The following is a 23,466-nucleotide window of genomic DNA, read 5'->3' as shown; positions in this document are numbered from 1 at the left end:
TTAATTATAGAATCTTTTAAAGTGAAATTATGACGTTAAAACCCGTGAATTATTATGAAACTTTTATTTCTTCAATTGATACTAAAATATGTTTATCTATTTACAAACAGGACAAAAATAAGCCAGTTGTTGTATTTTTACCAGGGACCATGGTCAGTCCACTTTTTTATGATGAATTTCTTTTAAAAATAGCTGAAAATGGGTTTAATGTAGTGGGAGTCCATTTTGTATCCCATGGTAAAAGCCCCAAAGACAAAAAAGTTTTCTCTTTTGAAGATATGAAACAGAACGTTAAAGACGCAATTACATATGTTTTAACTAATTTCAATAATCAAACAATATTAATGGGCTCCTCACAGGGTGGAATTTTAGCTATAGCTGTAGCAGGTGAAGATAATAGAATTAAAGCTGTTTTTCCACATAATATCCTGTTACCTTCCCTGCCCGAAAGCATTGAGATCACCAGGTTTCCCCACATCTTAAAATATTCTTATAAATCAGTTGTTAATTTTATAAAATGGAATGGAAAGATTTTTCCAGGGCTACAGTTGCCAATGACATTTTATCTTAGTTTAAATAGGGTCACTGAATCCAGAAAGATCAAAGAAGATATTTATAAAGACGATTCTATCTTAAAAACTTACCCTCTCTATTTTTTATCATCGCTCTTTGGGGCAGATATGACAAAAATTACAGACGGCAGCATAAAATGCCCTGTAGTTGTAATCGCTTCAATTAAAGACCCATTATTTTCATTTAGTTATACAAAAAAAGTTTATGAGTTGATAAAAGCACCTGAAAAAGAAATGGTTGTTTTTGATGAGCCTTATCACCTTATTTTTAATGAATGTATCGAAAATATACTTGATCCGATAGTAGAAAAGTTAAAAGAAGTGAAATTTGATTAATTGGAACTGTATATTTACAATTAATATAAAATTTATTATCTCTGAGATGATTTTTTATTCATTGAATAAAATTTAAAGTCATTAATTTTTAGAGTTCACCCCCCCCTAGAAATGATTAGTATCCTACTTATCCACATAAAGAAAAAGTTACGTATTAACTAACAAAAATATATGAATATAAACTGTTATTTACGATATTTTAAGAAAAACTCTGAAGCTGTGATGTATTATATTTATACTTTCATATGTATTCCTGAAGAAACTGCACATTTTTAAGATAATTCCATTAAAATTACAATTTAACATGAAACATAATTCAGGCATGATCATAGACATAGTGTTAAAACATTAAATCAAAAATTTTATACAATTTGTACAACTAGTTATTCATATGGAAGAGAAAGATACCTGTGAAGTTGTATGCGTGCATGAAGATAATGTTAAAGAAATAAAGTCCAAAATGCTTGAAGATGAACTCCTCTTTGAAGTTTCTGATAATTTCAAGATATTTGGAGATTCAACCAGGCTTAAAATATTGTACGCGTTATCTAAAAAGGATCTATGTGTTTGCGATTTAGCTGCAGTACTGGGTATGAGCCAATCAGCTATTTCTCACCAGCTTCGGGTTTTAAGAAGTAAAAATTTAGTTAAATTTAGAAGAGAAGGTAAAATGGCATATTATTTCCTTGCAGATGACCATGTTGTTTCAATGATCGAGTTAGGAGTAGAACATACTCAAGAAAAGCTGTAAAGAATCTTAAGATAATTCTCAATTTTATAATATTCTTAATTAAGCCTTATTTTTCCATATAAATCATTTAAATATATTTATACTAAAAATATAAGTATAAACTACATTTAATATATATAAAAGCTAGCATTAAACTTTATAAATAGATAAAACCATTTAAATTAGCTTTGATTTATTATAAAAATAATATAACTACTTTTTTATTTTAAAATTTTTTAAATCATAAAATATATATACTCATATGAACATCAATTCATATGATGATATGATTACAAGGCCAATTGTACCCATAAGGGAGATTTAAAAATGGATAATAAAGAAATAATTTCCTGCAAAACAAAGGATTACAAATCAAGTGAACCCTGCAGCTGCGGCTGCAGTGAAAATTCAGCTGAAAACAAAGAAAAACAGGATAATTATCAAATAGAAAAAATAAAAGACCACTACAGCTGTGATGAAGATTCAATCCAAAGCAAAAAAGAATCAACCTGTGAAAAATTAGATAATTCATGTGGCGGGGGCTGCAGCGAAGGTTTAACCAAAAATGAAGAGAACCATAGCCACCATCAGCACGAAGACCACTGCGACTGCGATGAACATTCAGATCATGATGGTGAAGAATCAACAGATTCATGCAGCTGCGGCTGTGAAAATACAGCCGAAAATGGACATGAAACATGTGAAATAGAACGTTCAAGTCATGCTTGTGGATGCGGCTGTAGTGAAGGACTACTTGAAGAAAGGGAATCTTTATGGACCAGAAAAAATCTCTTTGTTATGATTACATCAGCGGTACTGCTGCCTGCTGGACTGTACTTCAACTACTTTACAGGCCATGAAATACTATCTGAAATCCTGTTTCTGGCAGTTATAGCAGTATCAGGTTATGAAATAATTAAAAGCGGAATTAAAGGTCTTCTAAATGGTAATTTCAGCATGAACCTTTTAATGACCATAGCAGTTGCAGTTTCCTTTGCAATAGGATCCGGTGCAGAAGGTGCAGTGATAATATTCCTGTTCTATATCGCTGAATTTTTAGAAAACTACGCTGGAAACAGGGCACGAAAATCAATAGAAAGTCTATTAAAACTAGCTCCAGACACCGCTACCATTAAAATAAATGGTAAAAATGTTAAATTAGACGTAAATAATGTGAAAGTGAATGATATTCTCATTGTAAGACCTGGAGAGAAAATTTCACTTGATGGAATTGTGATTAATGGAGTATCAACAGTAAACCAGGGCGCAATTACTGGAGAAAGCATACCTGTTACTAAAAGTAAAGGGGATAAAATATTTGCAGCCACTTTAAATGAAGAGGGATATCTGGAAGTTAAAGTAACAAAGAGATCAGATGAAACAGTGCTTTCAAAGATTATAAATCTTGTAAAAGAATCACAGAAGAAAAAATCCAGCACTGAAGCTTTCATTGAAAGATTTGCAAAATACTACACCCCTGCCGTAGTGTTAATTGCAGCTGCAGTAGCGATAATACCTCCCCTTGCATTTGGACAGAATTTAGATACATGGATCTACAGGGCACTGGTCCTGCTGGTAATTTCATGTCCCTGCTCATTTTTACTGTCAACTCCAGTAGCTATGGTTTCAGGAGTAACTGCAAGTACAAGGAACGGTGTATTGATTAAAGGTTCTAAATACATTGAAGAAATGAGGAATATTGACACCATCGTCTTTGATAAAACAGGGACCCTTACAGAAGGAAAGCTGGAAGTCACTGATGTTTTGACCTTAAATAACTACTCCAAAAATGAAATTCTCCAGATAGCAGGGTCACTGGAATCTAAATCTAAACATCCCCTTGCAGAAGCTGTTATAAACTACGTTGAAGAATCAAATATGGAGTTTAAAGAAGTCAAAAACTTTGAATCAATTACTGGAAACGGTGTTAAAGGCATAATAAATGAAAAAATGTTTTATATAGGTAAAAAGAGTCTTTTTAAAGGCAACCCTGAGTTTCCTGAAGAGTTGATAAACAAACTTCAAAATGAGGGTAAAAGTGCCATAATCCTTGGTAACGATGAACACTTACTTGCAGTTATAGGATTAATGGACAGAATAAGGGGCCTTTCAAAAAGCACCATTACCGGACTTAAAGAAAGGAATATTAAAACTGTAATGCTCACTGGAGATAATGAATGCACTGCAAAAGCCGTATCTTCCAAAATAGGAATTGATAAGTACTATGCCTGCCTTTTGCCCCAAGACAAAGTCAGGATAATTGATGAACTACTGGATAAAGGTGAACATGTTGCAATGATCGGTGACGGTGCAAATGATGCCCCTGCACTTGCAAGGGCCAATGTAGGCATTGCAATGGGTGCTGCAGGATCAGATGTAGCAATAGAAACCGCAGATATAGCTTTAATGCAGGACGACATCTCCAAAATCAATTATCTCATCGATTTAAGTAGAAAAACCATGTCTGTAGTTAAACAAAACGTTTCAGCAGCTCTTGTAATCCAATTGGCACTTGCAGCACTTGCAGTATTTGGGCTTGTATCTCTGTGGGTAGCAGTTACCTTTGGAGATGTGGGTTTAACACTTGCTGTTATATTGAATGCGCTGCAAATAGGAATTAAAAATAAGAATGACGCTATTTATGAAAATGAGAGACATGATCTCAATATAGATTACCCCAATCTTAAATTTAAAGGTCAGAATTGATATTTAACTAAAAATATCCTTTTTTCTTTTTTAAATTCAAGTTATTATCAATTTTATTCTTTATTTTAAGGGAAGTATTTTAAGTACTCCTAAATTTGCTTAAACTTGTTTAAAAATCGGAGCTAAATATTTTTTTTAAGTATAATTATTTTCTGGAAAATTCTCGCAGTTTTTATACCATTTAATTTTTTATTAAAAACAGTGCCTCAATTAAAAATTTAAAAGCTCCAAATAAGTAAATTATTCAAATTAACTTTATTTCTAATCAAAAAAGATTTAATATATGTTTAAAGATTAAAATAAGTCAAATTAATTTTATATATAGTCAAATAAGCTTGAACATGCCTTTAAATACGATGATGACCATTACATTATTGTTAATAAATGTCCAAAATGAGTTATGATGTAAATAGTGTTTTCCCTTTAAGGAAGGGACATGCAAAAAATTCCAAATATTTAGTTATAACTCAAAACATGGAAAAACATGTAATGGAAGCGATAATATGCATGCAAATCTAAATTCAAACGATAATGAAATAGGCATTTTACTTGTTGGACATGGAAGCAGTTTACCCTATGGACAGGAAGTTCTCCATAAACTGGCAGAAGAATATAGAAAAAATTCAGATTATCCTGTTGAAGTAGGATTTATGAATATAGCAGAACCATCAATAGCTGCTGCAGTTGATACCCTTAAAAAAAAGCATGTGGAGAAAATAATCATTGTACCTGCATTTATAGCACATGGAATCCATACAAAGCAGGATATTGAATATGTCCTCCGCTTAAGAGAGGATAAACGGCCATCAAAAATCCATAATTTTGATGAAAGTGAAAGAATTGATTTCGATGGGGAAATTATCTACACCGAACCATTTGGTGCTGATTCAAGGATCGTAGAAATACTTGAAGAAAAGGTAAATAACTCAATTAAACCACTTGAAAAAGCTTAAAAAATTATATCATAATTTTAAAGTTTTTAACAAATTCCATAACGTTATGTGTATCTGTGGTGAAAATGGAGAAAATTATTAACTTCAAAAGATTTAAAAACGATGATGAATATCGGGCAATTATTTTAACTGTAATTTCAGGAATATTTCTTTTAATCAGCTGGTTTGGATTGCTAAAAGATGTTTTACCCTTTGATCCTGCCATAATAAGCATTGTAATCAGCGGTACCCCCATACTACTTGAAGCGGCAGAAGGGTTAATCACCAGATTTGATTTAAAAGCAAATGTTCTGGTGAGCATTGCTCTTATTGCATCAGCTGCAATTGGCGAATACTTTGCAGCTGCAGAAATTGCAGTTATTATGATGATTGGAGAAATACTTGAAGATAGAACTGTTAGAAAATCACAGGAAAGTGTTAAAAAACTTATTCAGATGACTCCACAGACAGCACGAATAAAGAGCCCTGCCGGAGAGAAAGAAATTTCTATTGAACAGGTAAAAATTGGAGATATTATCCTCGTCAGACCTGGAGAATCGATCCCTGTAGACGGAATTATAATAAAAGGACATACATCCATAAATCAATCCATTATTACAGGAGAATCAATGCCTGTTGACAAAACTGTGGGTGATGAAGCCTTTGTTGGTACATTAAACCATTTAGGAGCTATTGAAATAAAAGCAGCAAAAGTTGGTGGAGATACTTCTCTTGCAAAATTGATAAGGCTTGTTAAAGAATCAGAAGATAAAAAAGCGCCGGTTGTTAGAATTACAGACAGAGTAGCCACAGTAATTGTACCCCTTGCCGTGCTCGCATCTATAGTTACATACTTACTGACCAGAGATATCACCCGGCTGGTCACAATTCTTGTTGTATTCTGCCCTTGTGCACTGGTACTTGCAACGCCAACAGCAATCATGGCAGGCATCGGCAATGCATCACGTAAAGGAATTTTAATTAAAAGCGGTGAAGCATTGGAAAATGCAGGGAGAATTGATACAATTGCATTTGATAAAACAGGTACAGTTACAAGTGGTAATCCTGAAGTAATCGATATTATTTCACTAAATAATAGATACGATAAAGATACTGTTCTATCACTGGCATCAGCAGCAGAAAAATTTTCAGAACATCCATTAGGTAAAGCAGTTTACCTAAAGGCAAAAGAAATGTCACTAAATATAGCTGAACCTCAAAAATTTAAAATAATATTAGGTAAAGGAGTCACGGCTTTAATAAATGGTAAAAATGTCATGGTCGGGAACCAAAAGATGATTGAAACAACTGAGGAACAGTCCCAGTTTATTAAATCCTATGAAAACCATGGAAAAACTGTTTTGATAGTTGAAGTAGAAGATTCAGTAATTGGGCTGATAACTGTTGCAGATAAAATAAAAAACAAATCCATGGAAACAATACAGCAGCTCAAAGAGATGGGTATAAATAAAATTCTGCTGATTACAGGAGATAATAAAAATGTCGCGCATTCAATTGCAAAACAGATAGGTATAAATGATATTTACGCTGAACAGCTCCCTGAGGGCAAAGTGCACGTAATTGAGGATCAATTAAAAAATAACAATAAGGTTTGTATGGTTGGTGATGGAATCAACGATGCCCCTGCTCTAGCCATATCCAATGTAAGCGTGGCAATGGGAGCACTTGGTGCTGATGTCGCCATAGAAACGGCAGACATTTCATTAATGTCAGATGATATAAGCAAAATTCCAGAATTAATCGACCTTTCAAAGAAAGTTATGGGCACAATAAATGTAAATATAGCAGCACCCATCTTAATCAACTTTGCAGCCATCATGCTTGCTGCATTTGGAATTATTGGACCTGTAGCTGGTGCTTTAATCCATAATTTGGGGTCTGTACTGGTAGTAGCTAATTCATCAAGATTGATAAAATACCGCATGAATCATAGCCCCCAGAAAAAAATTAAAAATTTAAATATACATTATCCTCTTAAAACTGAAAGATAAAGTTTTAATACTTGTTTAAGGCATAGGTTATATTCTTTTTTTGTAGAATTCCAAAAAAGCAGCAAACTTTATATACAATGAAAGATTTAGGTATACCTAACAATATTTAGGCGTACCTAAAAAAATTAAAAAAATGTAATTTAAAAAGTTACTTTAAACTGAAATAAAATGAATTAAATCTATTTAAGCCACGTAAAAAGACTTAAAACAGATAAACTTTGTTAAACAAAAAATGCGAAGAATTATAAAAATAAATCAATAAACTGGAGGCCATTTTATGCAATGCAAACTTTGCGGATATATATTTGATGAAACCAAAAAACCCGAAACATGTAATCACTGCATGGGATCAAGCTGTAATAAAATCAAATGTCCCAACTGCGGATATGAAGTTTTACCAGAGTTTAAAATAGAATCTAAACTTATAAACTTCTTAAAAAGGAGAATTAAAAGTGGAAATAAGTAAACCGGCAGAGAAAACACTGCAAAAACTGTGGATATACTGGGTATACCTGGAAGGAAACAGTAAAGTACAAAAAAAACTGCATGATGAAACCGTAATTAAAGAACTTGAAAATTTAAAATTAATAGAACCCAAATTTAACGAAATATATCTAACTCCTGAAGGTTTTGAAGAGTCCAGAAAAATAATAAACAGATGTAAATTGTCTGAAAAATCAAAAAAAATAATTCATGAGGTTTTACTGTGAAAAATATGAAAATTAAATCTCCCCATTTTAAATTAATTAAAAAGAGTACTGACGGACACACCTGCACATGTTCATCAGGTACTGGTTCCAAATCAGCGTGCGGGTGCTGCGGAAGATCTTGTAAATGTGCCAAAAAATCATTTTTACCACTTGCACAAATGAAAAAAGGGCAGTACTGCAAAATAGCTCATATTAAACCCGGAAAATATGAAAAATCGCACAAAATGCTGTCAATTTTACACGGCAGCGAAGTTAAAATAATTCAAACAAGTCCTTCCCACGTATTTCAGGTAGAAAACATCCAGATTGCAGTGGACAATACATTAAGAAATAATATATACGTGGATCACTTAGAATAAAGCATTTTAGAAACATCCATATATACCTCATTTTTTAAATATAAATGATTAAATGTTATTTAACCGTTTAAAGCAATATCCAGAACACATTAAAAACAGACATTTTTTACATAAAAATTTCAAAATTAAAAAAATAAAAAAGATCTTTAGTCCTTAATACACTCCAAACCTTCCAAACTTTCATAAAGGATAGGTAAAAATGCCCCGACATCTGTTACAACGCCCACAACCTGCGCACTTCCCCTATCTGCAAGTTTTGTAACTGTTGCAGGGTTTATATCTACACATATACTCTTTACGTATGATGGGAGTATATTACCAACTGCTATGGAATGGAGCATTGTTGCAATCATGATTACCATGTCAACGTCCTGAGCATATTTACGCATTTCATCCTGAGCCTGGATAACATCAGTTATAACATCTGGAAGTGGTCCATCATCTCTAATGGATCCTGCAAGCACGAATGGGGCGTTATTTTTAACACACTCATACATGATCCCGCTTTTTAACACTCCTTTCTCAACAGCTTCTTTTATTGAACCTGCCTTGTTAATTTCATTAATTGCGTAAATATGGTGCCTGTGACCTCTAACAACAGCTTCACCACTTTTTGTACATATTCCAAGAGAAGTTCCATATAGATCATTTTCAATATCGTGTGTTGCAAGGGCATTTCCAGCAAACAATACATCTATGATCCCTTCCCTTATCATCCTGGCTAAAATTGGAGCTGATCCAGTATGTACTATTGCAGGACCTGCTACTATAGCTATCTTTCCATTCCTCTTTTTAATTTCCCTGATTTCTGAAGCTATATTTTTTACTATGGATCTTACAGGCTTTTCAGAAGATGCTTCACTTGACATGAATTCAAAGACTCCTTTTTTACCTCTTGGCCTTTCAGGAGGTTCCACTTTGATACCTTCTCTTCCAACAGCCACTAAGTCTCCCTCTTCGATCCGCCCTATTGGCTTGCAAAATGCGCGTTTGCTTTCTGGATCAATTACAATCATACAGTCCATTTCAATGTCTTCAACTTCTATCCATTGCCCATTATACCTCACCTGTGTAGGGTGGTTGGTGGTGGAATAAAAGTCTTCAGGGAGAGTCTTATCTTTTGTAGATGGAACAAGTTCGATTTCCTTAATTTCAGAAATAACTGCCCCTATCTCGCTTAATTCATCAAGAATTTCACCTAAATGAGATTCATCATTTCCTATAACTCTGATTTTAGCATGGCTTACATCTTTTTTCTGTTTACCTATGTTAACATCAAGAATCTCAAAGTCCCCTCCCATATCCATTATAAGATCAAGGGTCTTTGGAAGTGTTAATGAATCTATTATATGACCTGAAAGTTTAATTTCTCTTGTATCCATAATAACATCTCCAATTTAGTCTAAATTAAAGTAATAATCATTAAAATATTGATTAAATTTAAGTTGGTATACTTTTGGTATTTAATTATGCAAAATATCATAAGATTTCTTTTTTAAATTGATTTTAAACTTTTTATCTCTAGAATTCTCATGTGACTATTTATTAATAAATCATGGTATATAAATTTTGAGAGGATTTTAAAAAAGGATCAAAGATAAAAATGAAATTAAAAGAAATATAAAAGGTTTATTACCAATATATATTGTTTTAATGCATTATTTTATAAAAATCAGACATAAAAATTGGAGCTGTAATTATTACAATGGAACAAAAAAACCAAACACCAAAAAATTGTTTAAACCATCCAAAACATGACTGTAAATCAAAAATTAACTTATTGAACAGCTAAAAAATCATAGATAATTTTTGCACTGTTTATAGAAGTTATATCCCCAATTTCAGATGATGAAACTTCTACTAAATCAAATCCAATGACTTCCTTATCTTTTAAACAATGAATTAGGCTTTCCAGTTGAAATGGGTTTAATCCACATGGAGAAGGAGTACCAACACCAGGAGCATAAGCCGGATCAAGCACGTCAATATCTACAGTTACATATAACGGCCCTCCAATGTTCTTTATTACATTTTTAACCTGTTCTATATTTTTATTAACTTCATGAGGCGTGAAATATGTTATTTTGTTTTCCTTTGCAAATGACATTTCATCTGCAGAGCAAGACCTTATACCAATCTGGATCATGTCTTTTGGATTTAAATCAAATATTCGACGCATTACAGTAGCATGGGAATACTTTTCACCCATATATTCATCTCTTAAATCCATATGGGCATCAAAATGGACAATAGTAGTATTTTCAACATCAAGAGCTTTCAATATTCCAGAACTTATGGTATGTTCTCCACCTACAGCCACCGGAATGATACCTTTATCTAAAATTTCTTTAACCGTAAATTCTATAATTGAAGATGTTTTTTCAAAATTACCTTGAATTACTTCAATATCACCAAAATCAAAAAGAGATACATCTAAATTTTTATCTAAAATTACATTATATCTTTCAAAATTATAAGAAGCTTCACGAACTGCCCTTGGACCAAATCTTGAACCTGGTTTGTAGGTGGAAGTGCTATCAAAGGGAATGCCTATAAAACCAAATTTTTTAGTATCATCTGCTGATTCACCATCATCCCCTAATTTCGAAAAAGCAAATTGTAAAGGGCTTTCTGTATAAAAAAGCATTTTATCATCTGTTAAAGATATGATAATTGAAATATAAAAAAGAAAATAATTGAAATTAATTCAATTATTTAACCCTCATAATTTTTTGTTTACCTAAAGCTTCAATATAGTCTACTTCTACACCTTCAACTATATCGTCTTTAAGTTCGTCAGGAATAGGTAGTTCAAAAGTTTCGTAACTTTCAATGTCCATAAGTTGAACTTCTTTTCCCATTAGAGCAAGAACTTGAGCTACTCTTTTATCGATTATAGGTACATCACATTTAGCATCTACAGGTTTTACAAGGCTTCTTTTCTGGTTATCGAATATACCGACAGCTTCTACTCTTGCTTTTGCAGCCCCGTGTTTTCCAGGGGATGATGTCTGGATACTTTTGATTTTTGATGCTTCACCATCTAATATGACATATTTACCTACTTTTAAGGTTTTTACTTCTACAACCTTCTTTGACATGTTATTTACCTCCAAAATCCTCAAAAATCTTTTGATTTTTGGGAGCCCTCAAACGCGAAGCGTTTGGGGCATCACAATCAAAGATTGTGATGGCCTACAAAAACTTTGTTTTTGTGGCCGAGGAAACAGGTTTCCTCCGGTTAGAAAAATACTTTGTATTTTTCTCAAATTTCAAATTTTGGGGCCCTCGAACATTTTATGTTCGGGGCATGTAAAAATTCTTTGAATTTTTACTGCTGCAAAACTTTTAGTTTTGCAAGCATCGAAAATCTTCAATTTTCGAATGTTCAGAAAATATTGTCAAATCTCTCAAAAATTCTTCGAATTTTTGGAGCACGAATCTTCGATTCGTAAGCTTCGATTTGGCGCAGCAAACACTTTGCATGCTGTCAAAAACTTTGTTTTTGACGCATCGAAAATTCATAGAATTTTCGAATGCTTTGTATTTTCTTCAACCTCCAAATTAAATTAATATTAAAGAACCTATGAAATTTATAGTGATACCAAATGACTAACTCCCGACATTTGCAATTATAATTTTCCATAATGAGATAATATTATTAGAATCTATCACCCAATATAAAAATACATTTCACTATAAAAATATTTAAACATGAAATTAATATGTCTAACAAAATTTAGCTCTTTAACTAAATCTAAAAGATATTTTATTTGTGTATGTATATAAAAGTTTTATAGATAATCCAAATCATAGATTTCAATCTGTGCAAATACTATCAACAGCAGATTTTTAAATCCATGTTAACATTTGCATCTAATTAGCGTATAATTTTTACACAATGAATGTTTTATTATCTATTAAAGTTAACTATATCTTTTTCAATATTTAAATCTATTAAGTGATAACAATGAAAGTAGCAATAACATCAGGAAAAGCAGAAGGTCCAAGTAAACTCAATGCATTCGATAATGCCCTGTTAGATGCAGGAATAGGCGACGTGAATTTAATAAAAGTATCCAGTATTCTTCCAGCAGGTTCACAATTCGTAGAACTACCTGAACTTACAGCAGGAGACATGATAAACTGTGTTTTAGCCCATGCAGCATCAGACAAAAAAGGGGATGTGATCACTGCGGTAATAGCCGTTGCAACATCTGATGATTTTGGCTGTGTTGTGGAGCATTCAGCTGTAAACGAAGATCCAGAAGAAGTAAAAAAATATGCTGTCTTTATGGCAGAGCAGATGATGGAAATAAGAAAAATGAAGATAAACAAAATAATCGTTGAGGAGAAAAGCCATGTGGTGGAAAATGAAGGCTCAGTAATCGCTTCAATTGTTTATCTGGGGTAAAATCATGAAAAAAGAGGATATTGAATTTTGGAGGGCTGTTTCATATCGAATAATAACTGAAGTAGGTGAAGCCATTACTCCACTTGTGGGTAAGGAAAAATCAGGTGAAACCGTGAAAATGGGTGCCGATGGTACCCCCACCAAAATGATCGATGTCGTTGCAGAAGAAAAGGTTATAGAAATTTTAAAAAATACTGGAAGATCTATGACCCTCATAAGTGAAGAAATAGGCGAATATAAAATAGGGGACCGAACATCTGAAGTTGTTTTTGTAGTTGACCCCCTGGACGGGACCATAAATGCCCTTAAAAAGATTCCATTTTATGGAATTTCCATTGCAATTGCAGATTCATCCAGTAAATCATTGGATTCACTTACCCTGCAGGATATTGAAATTGGCTTTGTTAAAAATCTTGCAACTGGAGACATTTATGAAGCAATTAAAGGAGAAGGTGCTAGTTTAAACGGTAAAACTGCAATTCCTTCACCAAGAGAAGATATTACTGGTTCTTTAATAGGAGCTTATGTTCGCGGGGCAATGGCCCAAATGAATGAAATATGTAAAACTGTAAGGCGAATTAGGCTACTTGGTTCTGTTGCTACTGAGCTGTGTTATGTTGCCGATGGCACCTATGATGCTTTTTTAGATATCAGAGGGAACTTGAGGGTGGTAGATATAGCCGCCGCTAAACTCATAGTTGAAGAAGCTGGAGGCACTGTAACCAATGAACAGGGCAAAAGCTTGGATAATAAATTAGGTGTTACAGAAAGAACATCTATAATTGCAGCATGTAATCTAAACGTTCATGCAGACATAATAAACATTACGGAGGTTTTATGATGAGAATAGGGATTGCAGCACGCCTTGATATTCATAAAGCCATTGAACTTACTGATGACTTAACAGATTTTCTGATTAAAAATAGTGTAAAAGTTTTTTTAGATCCGGCCCTTGTAAAAAAACTTAATAAATATCATGATTCCGCCAGAGAAATTCATGACATGGATGTAGATATTATCATTGCAATTGGGGGCGATGGAACAATTTTAAGAACCCAGAGCTTTATAGATGGAAAAAATATTCCCATATTTGGGATAAATATGGGTACAGTAGGATTTTTAACAGAAATAGGTCCTGAAGAATCATTCCATGCCCTTAAAGAAGTTTTAAATGGTAATTATTTCATTGAAGAACGTACTCGCCTTGAAGTATGGCACAACAAGGATCTGGCACCAGCATTAAATGAAGTTGTTTTAATGACCAGAAAACCTGCAAAAATGCTTCATCTTGAAATAAGGGTTGATGATGAAATAGTTGAAGAATTAAGGGCGGATGGACTTATAATTGCAACTCCAAGTGGTTCTACTGCCTATGCAATGTCTGCAGGAGGCCCCATTGTTGATCCTCGTGTAAATGCATTTATAATAGTTCCAATATGTCCATTTAAACTTGGTTCGCGCCCTACTGTAGTATCTGGCGAAAGTATAATAAGCGTAAAACTGCTTAGAGAAGGTAAAAAGGCCATAGCAGTTATAGATGGACAGGTTGAAGAAGAGATCAACTACATGGAAGAAGTTATATTTAAAAAATCAGACCAGCATGCTTATTTTGTAAGATTAACCAAAGAGTTCTATAAAAAAGTAAGAGAGAAACTTATAAAAGGAGGAATAGGTCTAGAATAGCCATTTCTTTTTTATTTTTAGTGAATACATAGGAGCATACTCAATGAATGCATTAATTGTAGACATGACACATGGAGGAAAATTAATAGCTTCAGAGTTTTCAAAATTAGATGATTTTAATGTCTTTGCACTAGATATTTATAATACCATTTCTCTAGATGAAAAACTTTCTTTAGAGAAAAAAAGGATAACATTTGTTGAAAAATCATTTCTTGATGAAGCAAATAATGATAATTTTTTAATTATTGCCCCCGTACATTCTAACATCGATTCAAAAATCGATATGACTCACCACGAAGCAGTTAATTTTCTGATGAAAGACAAGATTAATGTTCCAGTAATTGAAGTTACGGGAGTAAAAGGAAAGACCAGCACTGTAAAAATGCTTAAAGAAATATTTAAAGATTTAAACCCATTAATTTTAAGCAGTTTAGGTGTTGAAGTCGTAGAAAACCATAAAAGCACACTTTTAAAAAAAGATATAAGTATAACTCCAGCAAGTATCATTGAAGCGTGGCAGCTGGCTAAAGATTATAAAAATATTGGAATCTGCATATTTGAAACTTCCCTTGGGGGAACTGGACTTTCAAATGCAGGCATACTTACCAATATAGCTGAGAATTACTCCATAGCATCTGGAGGGAAAACTGCAAGCCAGGCTAAAGCGCAAATATTTAAAAGCAATGTAATAGCTTGTGATTTTGATTCATTCAATCAATTTTATTCAGATTTCTACAAAAAAACAAACACCTTTGGCAACAGTAATGCAAATGTCCGTGCATCTAATGTAAAATTTGGGCTTGATAAAACATGTTTTAATGTGGAAGTTAACGACCTTAAAACCATAGATGGAAGTATTTTAAACACTTCCTTCGATGTTTCAACTTTTGCACCTGCAGAACACCATTTAAACAACGTCCTCGGAGCCGTATGTGCCTCTTTAATTTTAAAAACTTCCATTAATCAGATCAAAACGGGATTAAGAAATTTTAAAGGAATTGATGGCCGAACTTCCATAAAAAATTACAAAGGAAACAAAATTATAGAAGAAATCAACCCTGGAATTAATGTTACAGCCATTAAAAAATCAGTTAAAATGATTCAAGATCTAGAAAATCCAGTAATTATTTTTGGGGGCAAATATGGAGTAACCTGTGAAGAAATAGATGAAAAATCCACTGCAAGGTTTTTTAATTCTATGGACTCTAAAATTCAGCTTATACTGGTTGATGAACTTGGCAAAAGCATCGCAAACATAATAAAACGAAAATATAAGTATATTGACTTCGATAATGCTATTGCTGAAGCCGCCCAAATGAATTCTAAAATGATTCTTTTGATATACAGATCTAATTTTTCAGATCTTGCCAGAAGATAATTTAAATATGAAAATTTTGAAATTACATAAAAATCTGGGATAAATCTTAAATTATATACCTAATGATCAATAAACCAATTTTTATAAAGTTATGATGTTATGACAATTCTTATAAAGTTATGATCTAAATGTGAAATTATTCACAAAAATCTTTTTAAAGGTCATTGATGAACATTCAATATGGAGTTGGAAAAACTATGTATTATTTTGAGTATTCGAAAATCTTTCGATTTTCGATGCTTGAAAATAGAAGATTTTTCGATGCTTGCGAATTTTCAATTCGCAACCGCGAAAATGAAATTTTCGCATGTTTACGAAACTGAAAGTTTCGTAACCATAAAAAACCAAAGGTTTTTTACATACCCCGAAAATTTTTGAATTTTCGAGGGATTTTTGATGATTTTGCATGATTTTAGTTTATTAAATAATTTGGAGAGGATTCTTTGAAAGTTGGCACCCGGGGAAGCAATTTAGCAGTGACTCAAACGAAAAGTATAATCAGTCAATTGTCTAAAATAATAAACGAAGAAATAGATATAGAAATAATTAAAACTACCGGAGATAAAATCACTGATTCTCAACTTTATTCCATTGATGTAAAAGGCATATTCACCAAGGAACTGGACAAAGCAGTTCTGGAAGAAGACGTTGATTTTGCAGTACACAGTTTAAAAGACCTTCCCACAGAACTCACAGGTGACCTTGAAATAGTAGCCGTTCCAGAAAGAGAGTCCCCAAATGATGCTCTTATATCTTCACATAAATGGGATGAACTCCCTGAAGGAGCATCTATTGGGACAAGCAGCCTGAGAAGGGAAGCTTTTTGTAATTATCACGGCAAAAAATTGAATATTAAACCCATAAGAGGAAATATAGATACAAGAATTAAAAAAGTGATTAGTGGAGAATACGATGCAACCATAATGGCAGAAGCTGGCCTTAATAGGCTCGGTCTAGCCCATCATATCCAAGAAATATTTCCAGTAGACTATTTCACTCCTGCAGCCGGGCAGGGAGCATTAGCTGTAGTTGCAAGGCATGACAGCAGTGTTAGGAAAACTTTAGAAAAATTAAATCATTTTAATTCAGTACAAGAAATAGCAGCTGAAAAAGCTGTGCTTGCAGAACTTGGAGTAGGCTGTCAATGGCCACTTGGAGTATCTGCAAAGGCAAATGGCAATAAATTAAATGTTTACAGTATTTTATTAACAAAAGAAGGCGATGTACTGTCTGAGGCCAAATTAAGCGGATCAATAAACAATGCAGAAAAATTAGGTAAAGATGTTGCAAAAATAATGGAGGATTATGTGTGAATAAGGTAAATGTGGGCGTAATTGGTGTAGGAGCTATGGGAGTTCACCACGCCAGAGTATATTCTGAACTTGAGAATGCTAATCTAATGGCTATATCTGATCTTATGAGAGAAAAATCAGAGGAAGTTGCTAACCAATACAATACACGGGGATTTGTAGATTATATGGATATTCTTAAAATGCCTGAAATAGATGTTGTTAGTGTATGTGTTCCTACTACTCATCATTTTAATGTTGTTATGGATGCAATAGAGCATGGTAAACATGTATTGGTAGAAAAACCAATAGCATTTACCTTAAGAGAAGCAGAATCGATGGTAAAAGCTGCAAAAGATGAAGGTGTTAAACTTGCAACTGGGCACGTTGAAAGATTCAACCCCGCTGTAGGAAAGGCAAAAGAACTTATAAAAGATAATGTTATCGGCGAAGTTGTATCTGCATCTGCAAAGAGAGTAGGTCCATTCCCCCCACGAATTAAAGATGTTGGAGTTATAATAGACCTTGCAATACACGACGTAGACATAATGTACCACCTTTTTGACAGCCCCATATCTCGAATATATGCCAATATGGGAAGCAAACTTGAAAAATGTGAATATGAAGACCATGCAGAAATAATGAGCAGTTTTAAAAACGGCATTATTGGTATGCTCGAAGTAAACTGGCTTACACCATACAAAAAAAGGAAATTAGAAATAACTGGTGTAGACGGAATAATTTCCATTGATTATATCGATCAAACAGTTCATGTATATGGAAAATCTACCCAAAACGTAGATATAGAGTACAAAGAACCATTAAGGGAAGAATTAGGTTCATTTTTAAATGCAGTGGATAACGGTGAAGATCCTAAGATCACCGGTAAAGACGGGATATATGCACTTAAAGTTGTAACTGCAGCTATGAAATCTGCAAAAGATAATCTTCCTGTTGAAATAAACGGTTACTAACACTGTCTTTAAAATGTCGATAAAAGTCTTAGCTTTTCGACATTTAAACTTTTTTTTTAGATAATCATAATTTAAAATTGTGATAAATTAAAGATTATTAGTTATAGAATTCCCATATATTTTTATTTCTCAAAAATCAAACCATTGTATAATGTCTGTTTAGTAACAGATAAAAACTTATATTGCAATATCTTAAAAATTAAGTATGTATATTATTAGAAATAATCCTCAATTAAATTGGACGTGTTTTTATGAATGAAGAGCTTATAAAAAGAGCTTATGAACTAAGAAGCAGGGGCTTTACCACTGGAGAAATAGCAGATGAACTTAATGTCTCTAAAGACACCGCCAGATGGCTTATTTTACAGGTAACTGGTAAAAAAATGGAAGAAGGAACCCAAAAAGCTCCAGTTGATTTTGCTATAAACTGGAAAAACTTAGGCAGCAGTTCTACACGAATGATGCATGTATCTGCAGCCATGGCTGATTTAGCTTTAGAATATGGTGATGTTGAAGTAGTAGTAGGTATAACTGTAAGTGGAGTACCATTTGCAACCATGATGGCAGAAATAATAGATGCAAATATAACCATATTCCACCCTATAAAACACAGAAAAGAGGAAGATGCACGGGGAGCAATAAGCAGTAACTTTGCATCAGTTGAAGGTAAAAAAGTCGTAATCGTGGATGACGTTATAACAAGCGGAAGAACTGTAAACGAAGCGATAAATATATTGAACGACCTTGGAGCAAATCCGCTTTGTGCTGTTGTTTTGATTGATAAAAAAGGAATAGATGAGATTGAAGGCGTTCCTGTTGAGTCATTGATTCGTGTAAGCAGGTTAGGATAAAATTACCCTTTAAAATTATTTTTAATCCCTTTTTCTTAAATTATTTAAAAAAATCAGAATCTATTTTATCTAAACTACTTTTTAAAATAAATAAAAAAATAGAGATAGAAATCTATGTTCTATATCTAAGTATCGCAGCAATACCACCAAACGCACGTAATAACTGCATCTCCTCAACCTTTTTCCCTGAAAAAGGTTGATCAAAAAGTTCCTCAAAAAATCGAAGATTTTTTGGGCCCTCGAACACGGGTTTTCGGGCCATCAAAAGACTGAAATTCTTTTGAATGCACGAAAATCAAAGATTTTCGACTGCCTCGCAAAAAACACCGTTTTTTGCTACGGAAAATTTAAAAAGACTATACTTAAGTTCTATATCTCAGTATTGCAGCAATACCACCAAACGCACGTAATAACTGTATTCCTTCCTCTGTTTCAGTTGAAATTATCTCAACATTAGATCCGCCTTCTTCAGCCATGTCAACGAATTCATCAATGATGTCCCTTGTTCCAACCACTTTCATTATTTCTCCACACTGAGGGCACTGCTCGTTTTCTATTTCTTCAGATTTTTTAATAGTCTTTCCTTCCGTATACGCACATGCAGGGCATTCACATGTTTCACGCTTGTAACTAACATCTTCAGATAAAAGAAGGACTTCAACTGCACCCATTTCAAGATTTCGCCGTACATCTTTTTCTCCATAAGATGAAAGCCCATTTTCGTTTATGAGTTCCTTTAAAAACCGTTGGACAAGCTTTTTTTCACGCATGATATCCATTTCATTTAAAACGTCCATGGACTTGTCGATGACTTCCCTTATACCAAATTCACCAGTGTATGATGTATCTACAGTGGTTATAACCTTATTTTTAATTTCATAATGCATATAATCCCCTTCAAGGAATTCTTCCTTAGTATGTCCTGGTCCACCCAGTACTACTCCTTTTAAGTCAGGGATTGGTAAGAAAGCATCGTTAATATGATGTCCTATTCTTTTTAAGAACTCATGAGCTGCAAGGTCAATTAAACGATCGAACCTTCGCTGAGATTGCCCACCTGCTTTGTGCTTACCCGGAACACCACTGGTTAATGTTTTAACAATATCAATTCGTTTACCACGTAAGACAGCAATTGTAGCTTCTTTTCTGTCCAGTACCGCAAGCCCATATGTTTCCTTTACATCCAACATATCCTGGAGCGGTTCTAAGTAAAATTCAGAGTTACAGTGATATGTGTAAGTTTGTATAACTTCTGGCGGCTCAAAAACGTAAGTTTCCATTTTTTCAGTACCAGGGCCGCCTTTAGGGATCATCCCAACAAAAAGAAGTAATCCATGTTCGGGAGGTTTTGGGAATAACTTCAATTTTTGCACGATTACTTCAATTGCAGACTGTACATTCTTTTTGGTTTGTTTACTTTTAATGTTAGCACTTTGACTTAATTCTTCTCTCATGTGCTTTACAACATCACTCACTTGCTTATCCGGAGGAATATAAACTGATACAAGTTCAGTTCCCCTTCCTTTTTTATCTGCGAGTTCTTCAATCGTTCTTTTAAACTCGTATAACTCTTTTGATGACACTTCAGCCAAAAAAATCACTCCTTAATAATAGTAATAGTAAATTAGTTCATTATTATCTCTATAATTTAGAATATCAGAACATAAGCTATTTAATTTATATTATATCTCCAATATATAAATTAAAACATTACTAGTAAATTAGTTCATTATTATCCCTATAATTTAGAATATCAGAACATAAGCTATTTAATTTATATTATATCTTCAATAATATATAATTAAAACCTTACTAATTCTACTTTATAATTTAGAATTATATTTATTTAAGTTACATTGACAGTTAATATGGTGATGATAATATGAAAATTGTGGTCGCAGTAGGCGGATCTATAATAATTAAAGAGAATAACCATGAAAAATTTAAAGATTATGCCGATGTTTTAAGAAGTATGAATGATGAACATAAGCTATTTATTGTAGTTGGTGGTGGAAAACCCGCTCGGGAATACATTGGAATTGCAAGGGATCTTGGAGTTTCTGAAGCAGCCTGTGATGATATAGGAATTGATGTTACACGATTGAATGCTAAACTGTTAATTATGGCCCTTGGGGAAGATGCATATCCAAAAGTAGCTAAAAATTTCCATGAAGCAATGGAATTTTCAGTATCGGGTAAGATTGTAGTTATGGGTGGAACTGAACCTGCCCACAGTACAGACGCTGTCAGCAGTATCCTTGCAGAGTTTGTAAATGCTGATCTTTTGATAAACGCCACATCAGTGGATGGATTATACGATAAAGACCCAAATAAGAACAGTGATGCTAAAATGTTTGAAAAAATTACCCCTACAGAAATGCTGTCTATTTTAAGCAGTAAAGAAACCAAAGCAGGTACCTATGAGTTTTTCGACAGCACTGCAATACAGATAATTAAACGATCACAAATAAAGACCAGAATTGTAAATGGAAAACATGCTGAAAATATTCAAAAAGCAGTTTCCAGCGAAATAGGGACTACAATTATTCATGATTAAAAAATCAGTTCATTACTTAATTTTTCATAATTCATGGTAGTCTTTATAAATATGAAGGATATATGTGTATCATAAAGTATTCCAAACATCATTTTTTTACATTAGTTAAGATGGTTAAATAATGAATACAATATTTTTAAAGTTTTAGAAAATTCAATTTTAAACTACTTGAGGTTATTAATATGACAAAACCACACAAACACTGTCCAGTATGCGGAATATCAATTCCACTAGAAGAAAGATTTTGTTCACCCAAATGTGAAGAAACATACGCAGAAAGAGCTAGAAAAGTCGCCAAAAGTCGGAGAATATTTTATATAATTCTTGCAGTAATTATCGTGCTTTATATAGTATATGTATTTAGAGGACAATTAGGATTTTAAAATTCCTCTTATTTTTTATTAGTTTTTCAAGTTAATTCTGCAATATAATTAATAAAATTAGCACAATATAAAAACAAATTTCAAGTTTTAATAAAATTTAACAGGCAACAGCTTTAAATAATGTGCATATTACCCTTTTTTACCAATGCTTAAAAATAGATTTCATTTAAAGTAAGTAAGGAAGGTAACTATAAAGTTACACCCATATCGAGCTGTTCAGTGAGCTCTTTGTATCTGTTACGGATGGTTACTTCAGTTACACCTGCGATGTCTGCAACATCCCTTTGAGTTTTTCTTTCACCAAGAAGCACAGATGCTATGTATAAAGCTGCTGCTGCAACTCCAGTTGGCCCTCTACCAGATGTAAGGCCTTTTTCCATAGCTTTTTCAATTATCTCAATAGCTTTGGATTGTACTTCACCAGATAAGCTTAATTCACTTGCAAATCTCGGTACGTAATCAACTGGAGATGTTGGTGGTAATTTTATGTTAAGTTCACGTGTTAAGAACCTGTATGTTCTTCCAACTTCTTTTTTACTTACTCTAGAAACTTCTGCAATCTCATCAAGAGTCCTTGGAACGTTACATCGTCTGCATGCTGCATATAATGATGCTGCAACGACTCCTTCTATACTTCGTCCTCTTATAAGTTTGTTTTCAACAGCGCTTCTGTAAACAACTGAAGCTGCTTCTCTCACACTTCTAGGTAAACCCAGTCTCGAAGAGTCTCTATCAAGTTCACTTAAAGCAAATGCAAGGTTCCTTTCTGTGGCACCAGAAATCCTTATTTTTCTCTGCCATTTCCTTAAACGGTACCATTGAGCACGGTTCCTGGCAGGAATATCCCTACCGTAGATGTCCTTGTTCCTCCAATCAATCATGGTACTTAAACCTTTATCGTGAATGGTATAAGTTATTGGAGCACCTACCCTTGTCCTTTTATCCCTTTGCTCATGGTCAAATGCTCTCCATTCTGGTCCCATATCAACTAAATTATCATCGATAACCAGTCCACACGCACCGCATACTATTTCTCCGCGTTCGTGATCATTAATGAGTTTGTCAGAATTGCATTCCGGGCATCTTGTTTCGACCTTTTCAATTTCTGAAACGTCGTATTTCATCTTTTCTTTCGTTTTTTTCGCCCCCATTTTTTTATAGGTTTTGATGATATATACAAGCTCTCTCCAACTCGCTTTTCAAGATTTTTAGTGTTTTTTGCGTAGACTTTGACTGATATATACGGTTTTTTGGTAGGTCCAAAGAAATCGTGAACAGTTCCAATTCTTTTCTTATCTTCAGTAAAAACAGGTAGTCCAAAACCAGGCGTTTTATCGGATCGTAGTATGATCTTGCCCTTGTTGGAGATATGTGATATAATTCCCAATTTTTTCAGTTTATCATCAACCGATAATTTTATATATTATTATAGTGTGTAGAAGTTATATATAAATGTTTCGATATTTTTAAATAATAAATGTTAATCTCTAATATAAGTCTTTTGAATTTATAACTTAACATTTAATCCTAAAACTAAAAATTACATATAGTAAGATAAATCTATAATCCAATTTTAATCT

The 23,466-nt window shown here is 33.3% G+C and carries 23 protein-coding genes; 17 read left to right on the top strand and 6 right to left on the bottom strand.

What is annotated here, in order from left to right:
* Positions 1-29 precede the first annotated feature (29 nt).
* From ASJ80_RS00810 to ASJ80_RS00775, 8 genes are all read left to right on the top strand, one after another.
* The gene (locus ASJ80_RS00810) at positions 30-908 is read left to right on the top strand and encodes an alpha/beta hydrolase (RefSeq protein WP_069583409.1); all 879 of its coding nucleotides are present in this window, start codon (positions 30-32) and stop codon (positions 906-908) included.
* A 391-nt stretch (positions 909-1,299) separates the two neighbouring features.
* The gene (locus tag ASJ80_RS00805) at positions 1,300-1,659 is read left to right on the top strand and encodes an ArsR/SmtB family transcription factor (RefSeq protein WP_069583408.1); all 360 of its coding nucleotides are present in this window, start codon (positions 1,300-1,302) and stop codon (positions 1,657-1,659) included.
* Positions 1,660-1,965: 306 nt separating this feature from the next.
* Positions 1,966-4,344 (top strand): heavy metal translocating P-type ATPase, encoded by a 2,379-nt coding sequence (locus ASJ80_RS00800; RefSeq protein ID WP_069583407.1) that lies wholly within the window; start codon positions 1,966-1,968, stop codon positions 4,342-4,344.
* A 503-nt stretch (positions 4,345-4,847) separates the two neighbouring features.
* A complete protein-coding gene (gene cfbA, locus ASJ80_RS00795) occupies positions 4,848-5,297 on the top strand; it encodes a sirohydrochlorin nickelochelatase (RefSeq protein WP_069583406.1) in 450 nt (149 codons plus the stop codon).
* A 65-nt stretch (positions 5,298-5,362) separates the two neighbouring features.
* Entirely contained in the window at positions 5,363-7,288 is a 1,926-nt protein-coding gene (locus tag ASJ80_RS00790) for a heavy metal translocating P-type ATPase (RefSeq protein ID WP_069583405.1), read from the top strand.
* Between the two features lie 277 nt (positions 7,289-7,565).
* The gene (locus ASJ80_RS00785) at positions 7,566-7,754 is read left to right on the top strand and encodes a DNA helicase PriA (RefSeq protein ID WP_069583404.1); all 189 of its coding nucleotides are present in this window, start codon (positions 7,566-7,568) and stop codon (positions 7,752-7,754) included.
* The gene (locus ASJ80_RS00780; RefSeq protein ID WP_069583403.1) at positions 7,741-7,998 is read left to right on the top strand and encodes a hypothetical protein; all 258 of its coding nucleotides are present in this window, start codon (positions 7,741-7,743) and stop codon (positions 7,996-7,998) included. Before ASJ80_RS00785 ends, ASJ80_RS00780 begins: the two co-directional genes overlap by 14 nt.
* Positions 7,995-8,357 carry a FeoA family protein gene (locus ASJ80_RS00775; protein ID WP_069583402.1) on the top strand — a complete coding sequence of 121 codons (363 nt, stop codon included), beginning with the start codon at positions 7,995-7,997 and terminating at the stop codon, positions 8,355-8,357. The genes ASJ80_RS00780 and ASJ80_RS00775 overlap by 4 nt, the downstream gene beginning before the upstream one ends.
* 146 nt (positions 8,358-8,503) lie before the next feature.
* Here ASJ80_RS00775 and ASJ80_RS00770 read toward each other — a convergent pair whose 3' ends face one another.
* The 3 genes from ASJ80_RS00770 to ASJ80_RS00760 form a co-directional block, all read right to left on the bottom strand.
* The gene (locus ASJ80_RS00770) at positions 8,504-9,739 is read right to left on the bottom strand and encodes an ornithine cyclodeaminase (RefSeq protein ID WP_069583401.1); all 1,236 of its coding nucleotides are present in this window, start codon (positions 9,737-9,739) and stop codon (positions 8,504-8,506) included.
* A 395-nt stretch (positions 9,740-10,134) separates the two neighbouring features.
* Positions 10,135-11,004 carry an agmatinase gene (gene speB / locus ASJ80_RS00765; RefSeq protein ID WP_069583400.1) on the bottom strand — a complete coding sequence of 290 codons (870 nt, stop codon included), beginning with the start codon at positions 11,002-11,004 and terminating at the stop codon, positions 10,135-10,137.
* 64 nt (positions 11,005-11,068) lie between these two features.
* Complete coding sequence (locus ASJ80_RS00760) at positions 11,069-11,458, bottom strand: translation initiation factor IF-5A (RefSeq protein WP_048080894.1); 390 nt, start codon at positions 11,456-11,458, stop codon at positions 11,069-11,071.
* Between the two features lie 869 nt (positions 11,459-12,327).
* On the opposite strand from ASJ80_RS00760, the gene ASJ80_RS00755 reads away from it, so the two are divergent.
* The 7 genes from ASJ80_RS00755 to ASJ80_RS00725 all read left to right on the top strand — a co-directional run bounded on the left by ASJ80_RS00755 (position 12,328) and on the right by ASJ80_RS00725 (position 18,946).
* On the top strand, positions 12,328-12,771 hold the full coding sequence (locus ASJ80_RS00755) for a pyruvoyl-dependent arginine decarboxylase (protein ID WP_069583399.1): 444 nt from the start codon (positions 12,328-12,330) through the stop codon (positions 12,769-12,771).
* Positions 12,772-12,775: 4 nt separating this feature from the next.
* Positions 12,776-13,612, top strand: a complete 837-nt coding sequence (locus tag ASJ80_RS00750; RefSeq protein ID WP_069583398.1) for a bifunctional fructose-bisphosphatase/inositol-phosphate phosphatase — start codon at positions 12,776-12,778, stop codon at positions 13,610-13,612.
* Positions 13,612-14,454: an NAD(+) kinase gene (locus tag ASJ80_RS00745; protein WP_069583397.1), complete on the top strand. Its 843-nt coding sequence runs from the start codon at positions 13,612-13,614 to the stop codon at positions 14,452-14,454. Before ASJ80_RS00750 ends, ASJ80_RS00745 begins: the two co-directional genes overlap by 1 nt.
* Before the next feature lie 43 nt (positions 14,455-14,497).
* Entirely contained in the window at positions 14,498-15,832 is a 1,335-nt protein-coding gene (gene cfbE, locus ASJ80_RS00740) for a coenzyme F430 synthase (protein ID WP_069583396.1), read from the top strand.
* 443 nt (positions 15,833-16,275) lie between these two features.
* Positions 16,276-17,145 (top strand): hydroxymethylbilane synthase, encoded by an 870-nt coding sequence (gene hemC, locus ASJ80_RS00735; protein ID WP_069583395.1) that lies wholly within the window; start codon positions 16,276-16,278, stop codon positions 17,143-17,145.
* Complete coding sequence (locus ASJ80_RS00730; RefSeq protein WP_069583394.1) at positions 17,142-18,095, top strand: Gfo/Idh/MocA family protein; 954 nt, start codon at positions 17,142-17,144, stop codon at positions 18,093-18,095. Before hemC ends, ASJ80_RS00730 begins: the two co-directional genes overlap by 4 nt.
* Before the next feature lie 251 nt (positions 18,096-18,346).
* Positions 18,347-18,946 (top strand): orotate phosphoribosyltransferase-like protein, encoded by a 600-nt coding sequence (locus ASJ80_RS00725; protein WP_069583393.1) that lies wholly within the window; start codon positions 18,347-18,349, stop codon positions 18,944-18,946.
* 362 nt (positions 18,947-19,308) lie between these two features.
* Here the strand turns inward: ASJ80_RS00725 and prf1 are convergent, their stop codons facing one another.
* Entirely contained in the window at positions 19,309-20,538 is a 1,230-nt protein-coding gene (gene prf1, locus ASJ80_RS00720; protein WP_069583392.1) for a peptide chain release factor aRF-1, read from the bottom strand.
* A 290-nt stretch (positions 20,539-20,828) separates the two neighbouring features.
* Between prf1 and pyrH the strand changes: the two genes are divergently transcribed.
* Together pyrH and ASJ80_RS00710 are read left to right on the top strand one after the other, a co-directional pair.
* Positions 20,829-21,503, top strand: a complete 675-nt coding sequence (gene pyrH / locus ASJ80_RS00715; RefSeq protein WP_069583391.1) for a UMP kinase — start codon at positions 20,829-20,831, stop codon at positions 21,501-21,503.
* Positions 21,504-21,685: 182 nt separating this feature from the next.
* On the top strand, positions 21,686-21,886 hold the full coding sequence (locus ASJ80_RS00710) for a DUF2116 family Zn-ribbon domain-containing protein (RefSeq protein ID WP_069583390.1): 201 nt from the start codon (positions 21,686-21,688) through the stop codon (positions 21,884-21,886).
* 188 nt (positions 21,887-22,074) lie between these two features.
* Here ASJ80_RS00710 and ASJ80_RS00705 read toward each other — a convergent pair whose 3' ends face one another.
* Both ASJ80_RS00705 and ASJ80_RS00700 read right to left on the bottom strand, forming a co-directional pair.
* Positions 22,075-23,010, bottom strand: coding sequence for a transcription initiation factor IIB (locus tag ASJ80_RS00705; protein ID WP_048080904.1), 936 nt, complete (start codon positions 23,008-23,010; stop codon positions 22,075-22,077).
* Positions 23,007-23,273 (bottom strand): H/ACA ribonucleoprotein complex subunit GAR1, encoded by a 267-nt coding sequence (locus ASJ80_RS00700; protein WP_245837421.1) that lies wholly within the window; start codon positions 23,271-23,273, stop codon positions 23,007-23,009. The genes ASJ80_RS00705 and ASJ80_RS00700 overlap by 4 nt, the downstream gene beginning before the upstream one ends.
* Positions 23,274-23,466: the final 193 nt, after the last annotated feature.

The organism is Methanobacterium bryantii, assembly GCF_002287175.1.
Taxonomy (GTDB): domain Archaea; phylum Methanobacteriota; class Methanobacteria; order Methanobacteriales; family Methanobacteriaceae; genus Methanobacterium_D; species Methanobacterium_D bryantii.
This window is presented reverse-complemented; position numbering and strand designations above follow the sequence as displayed.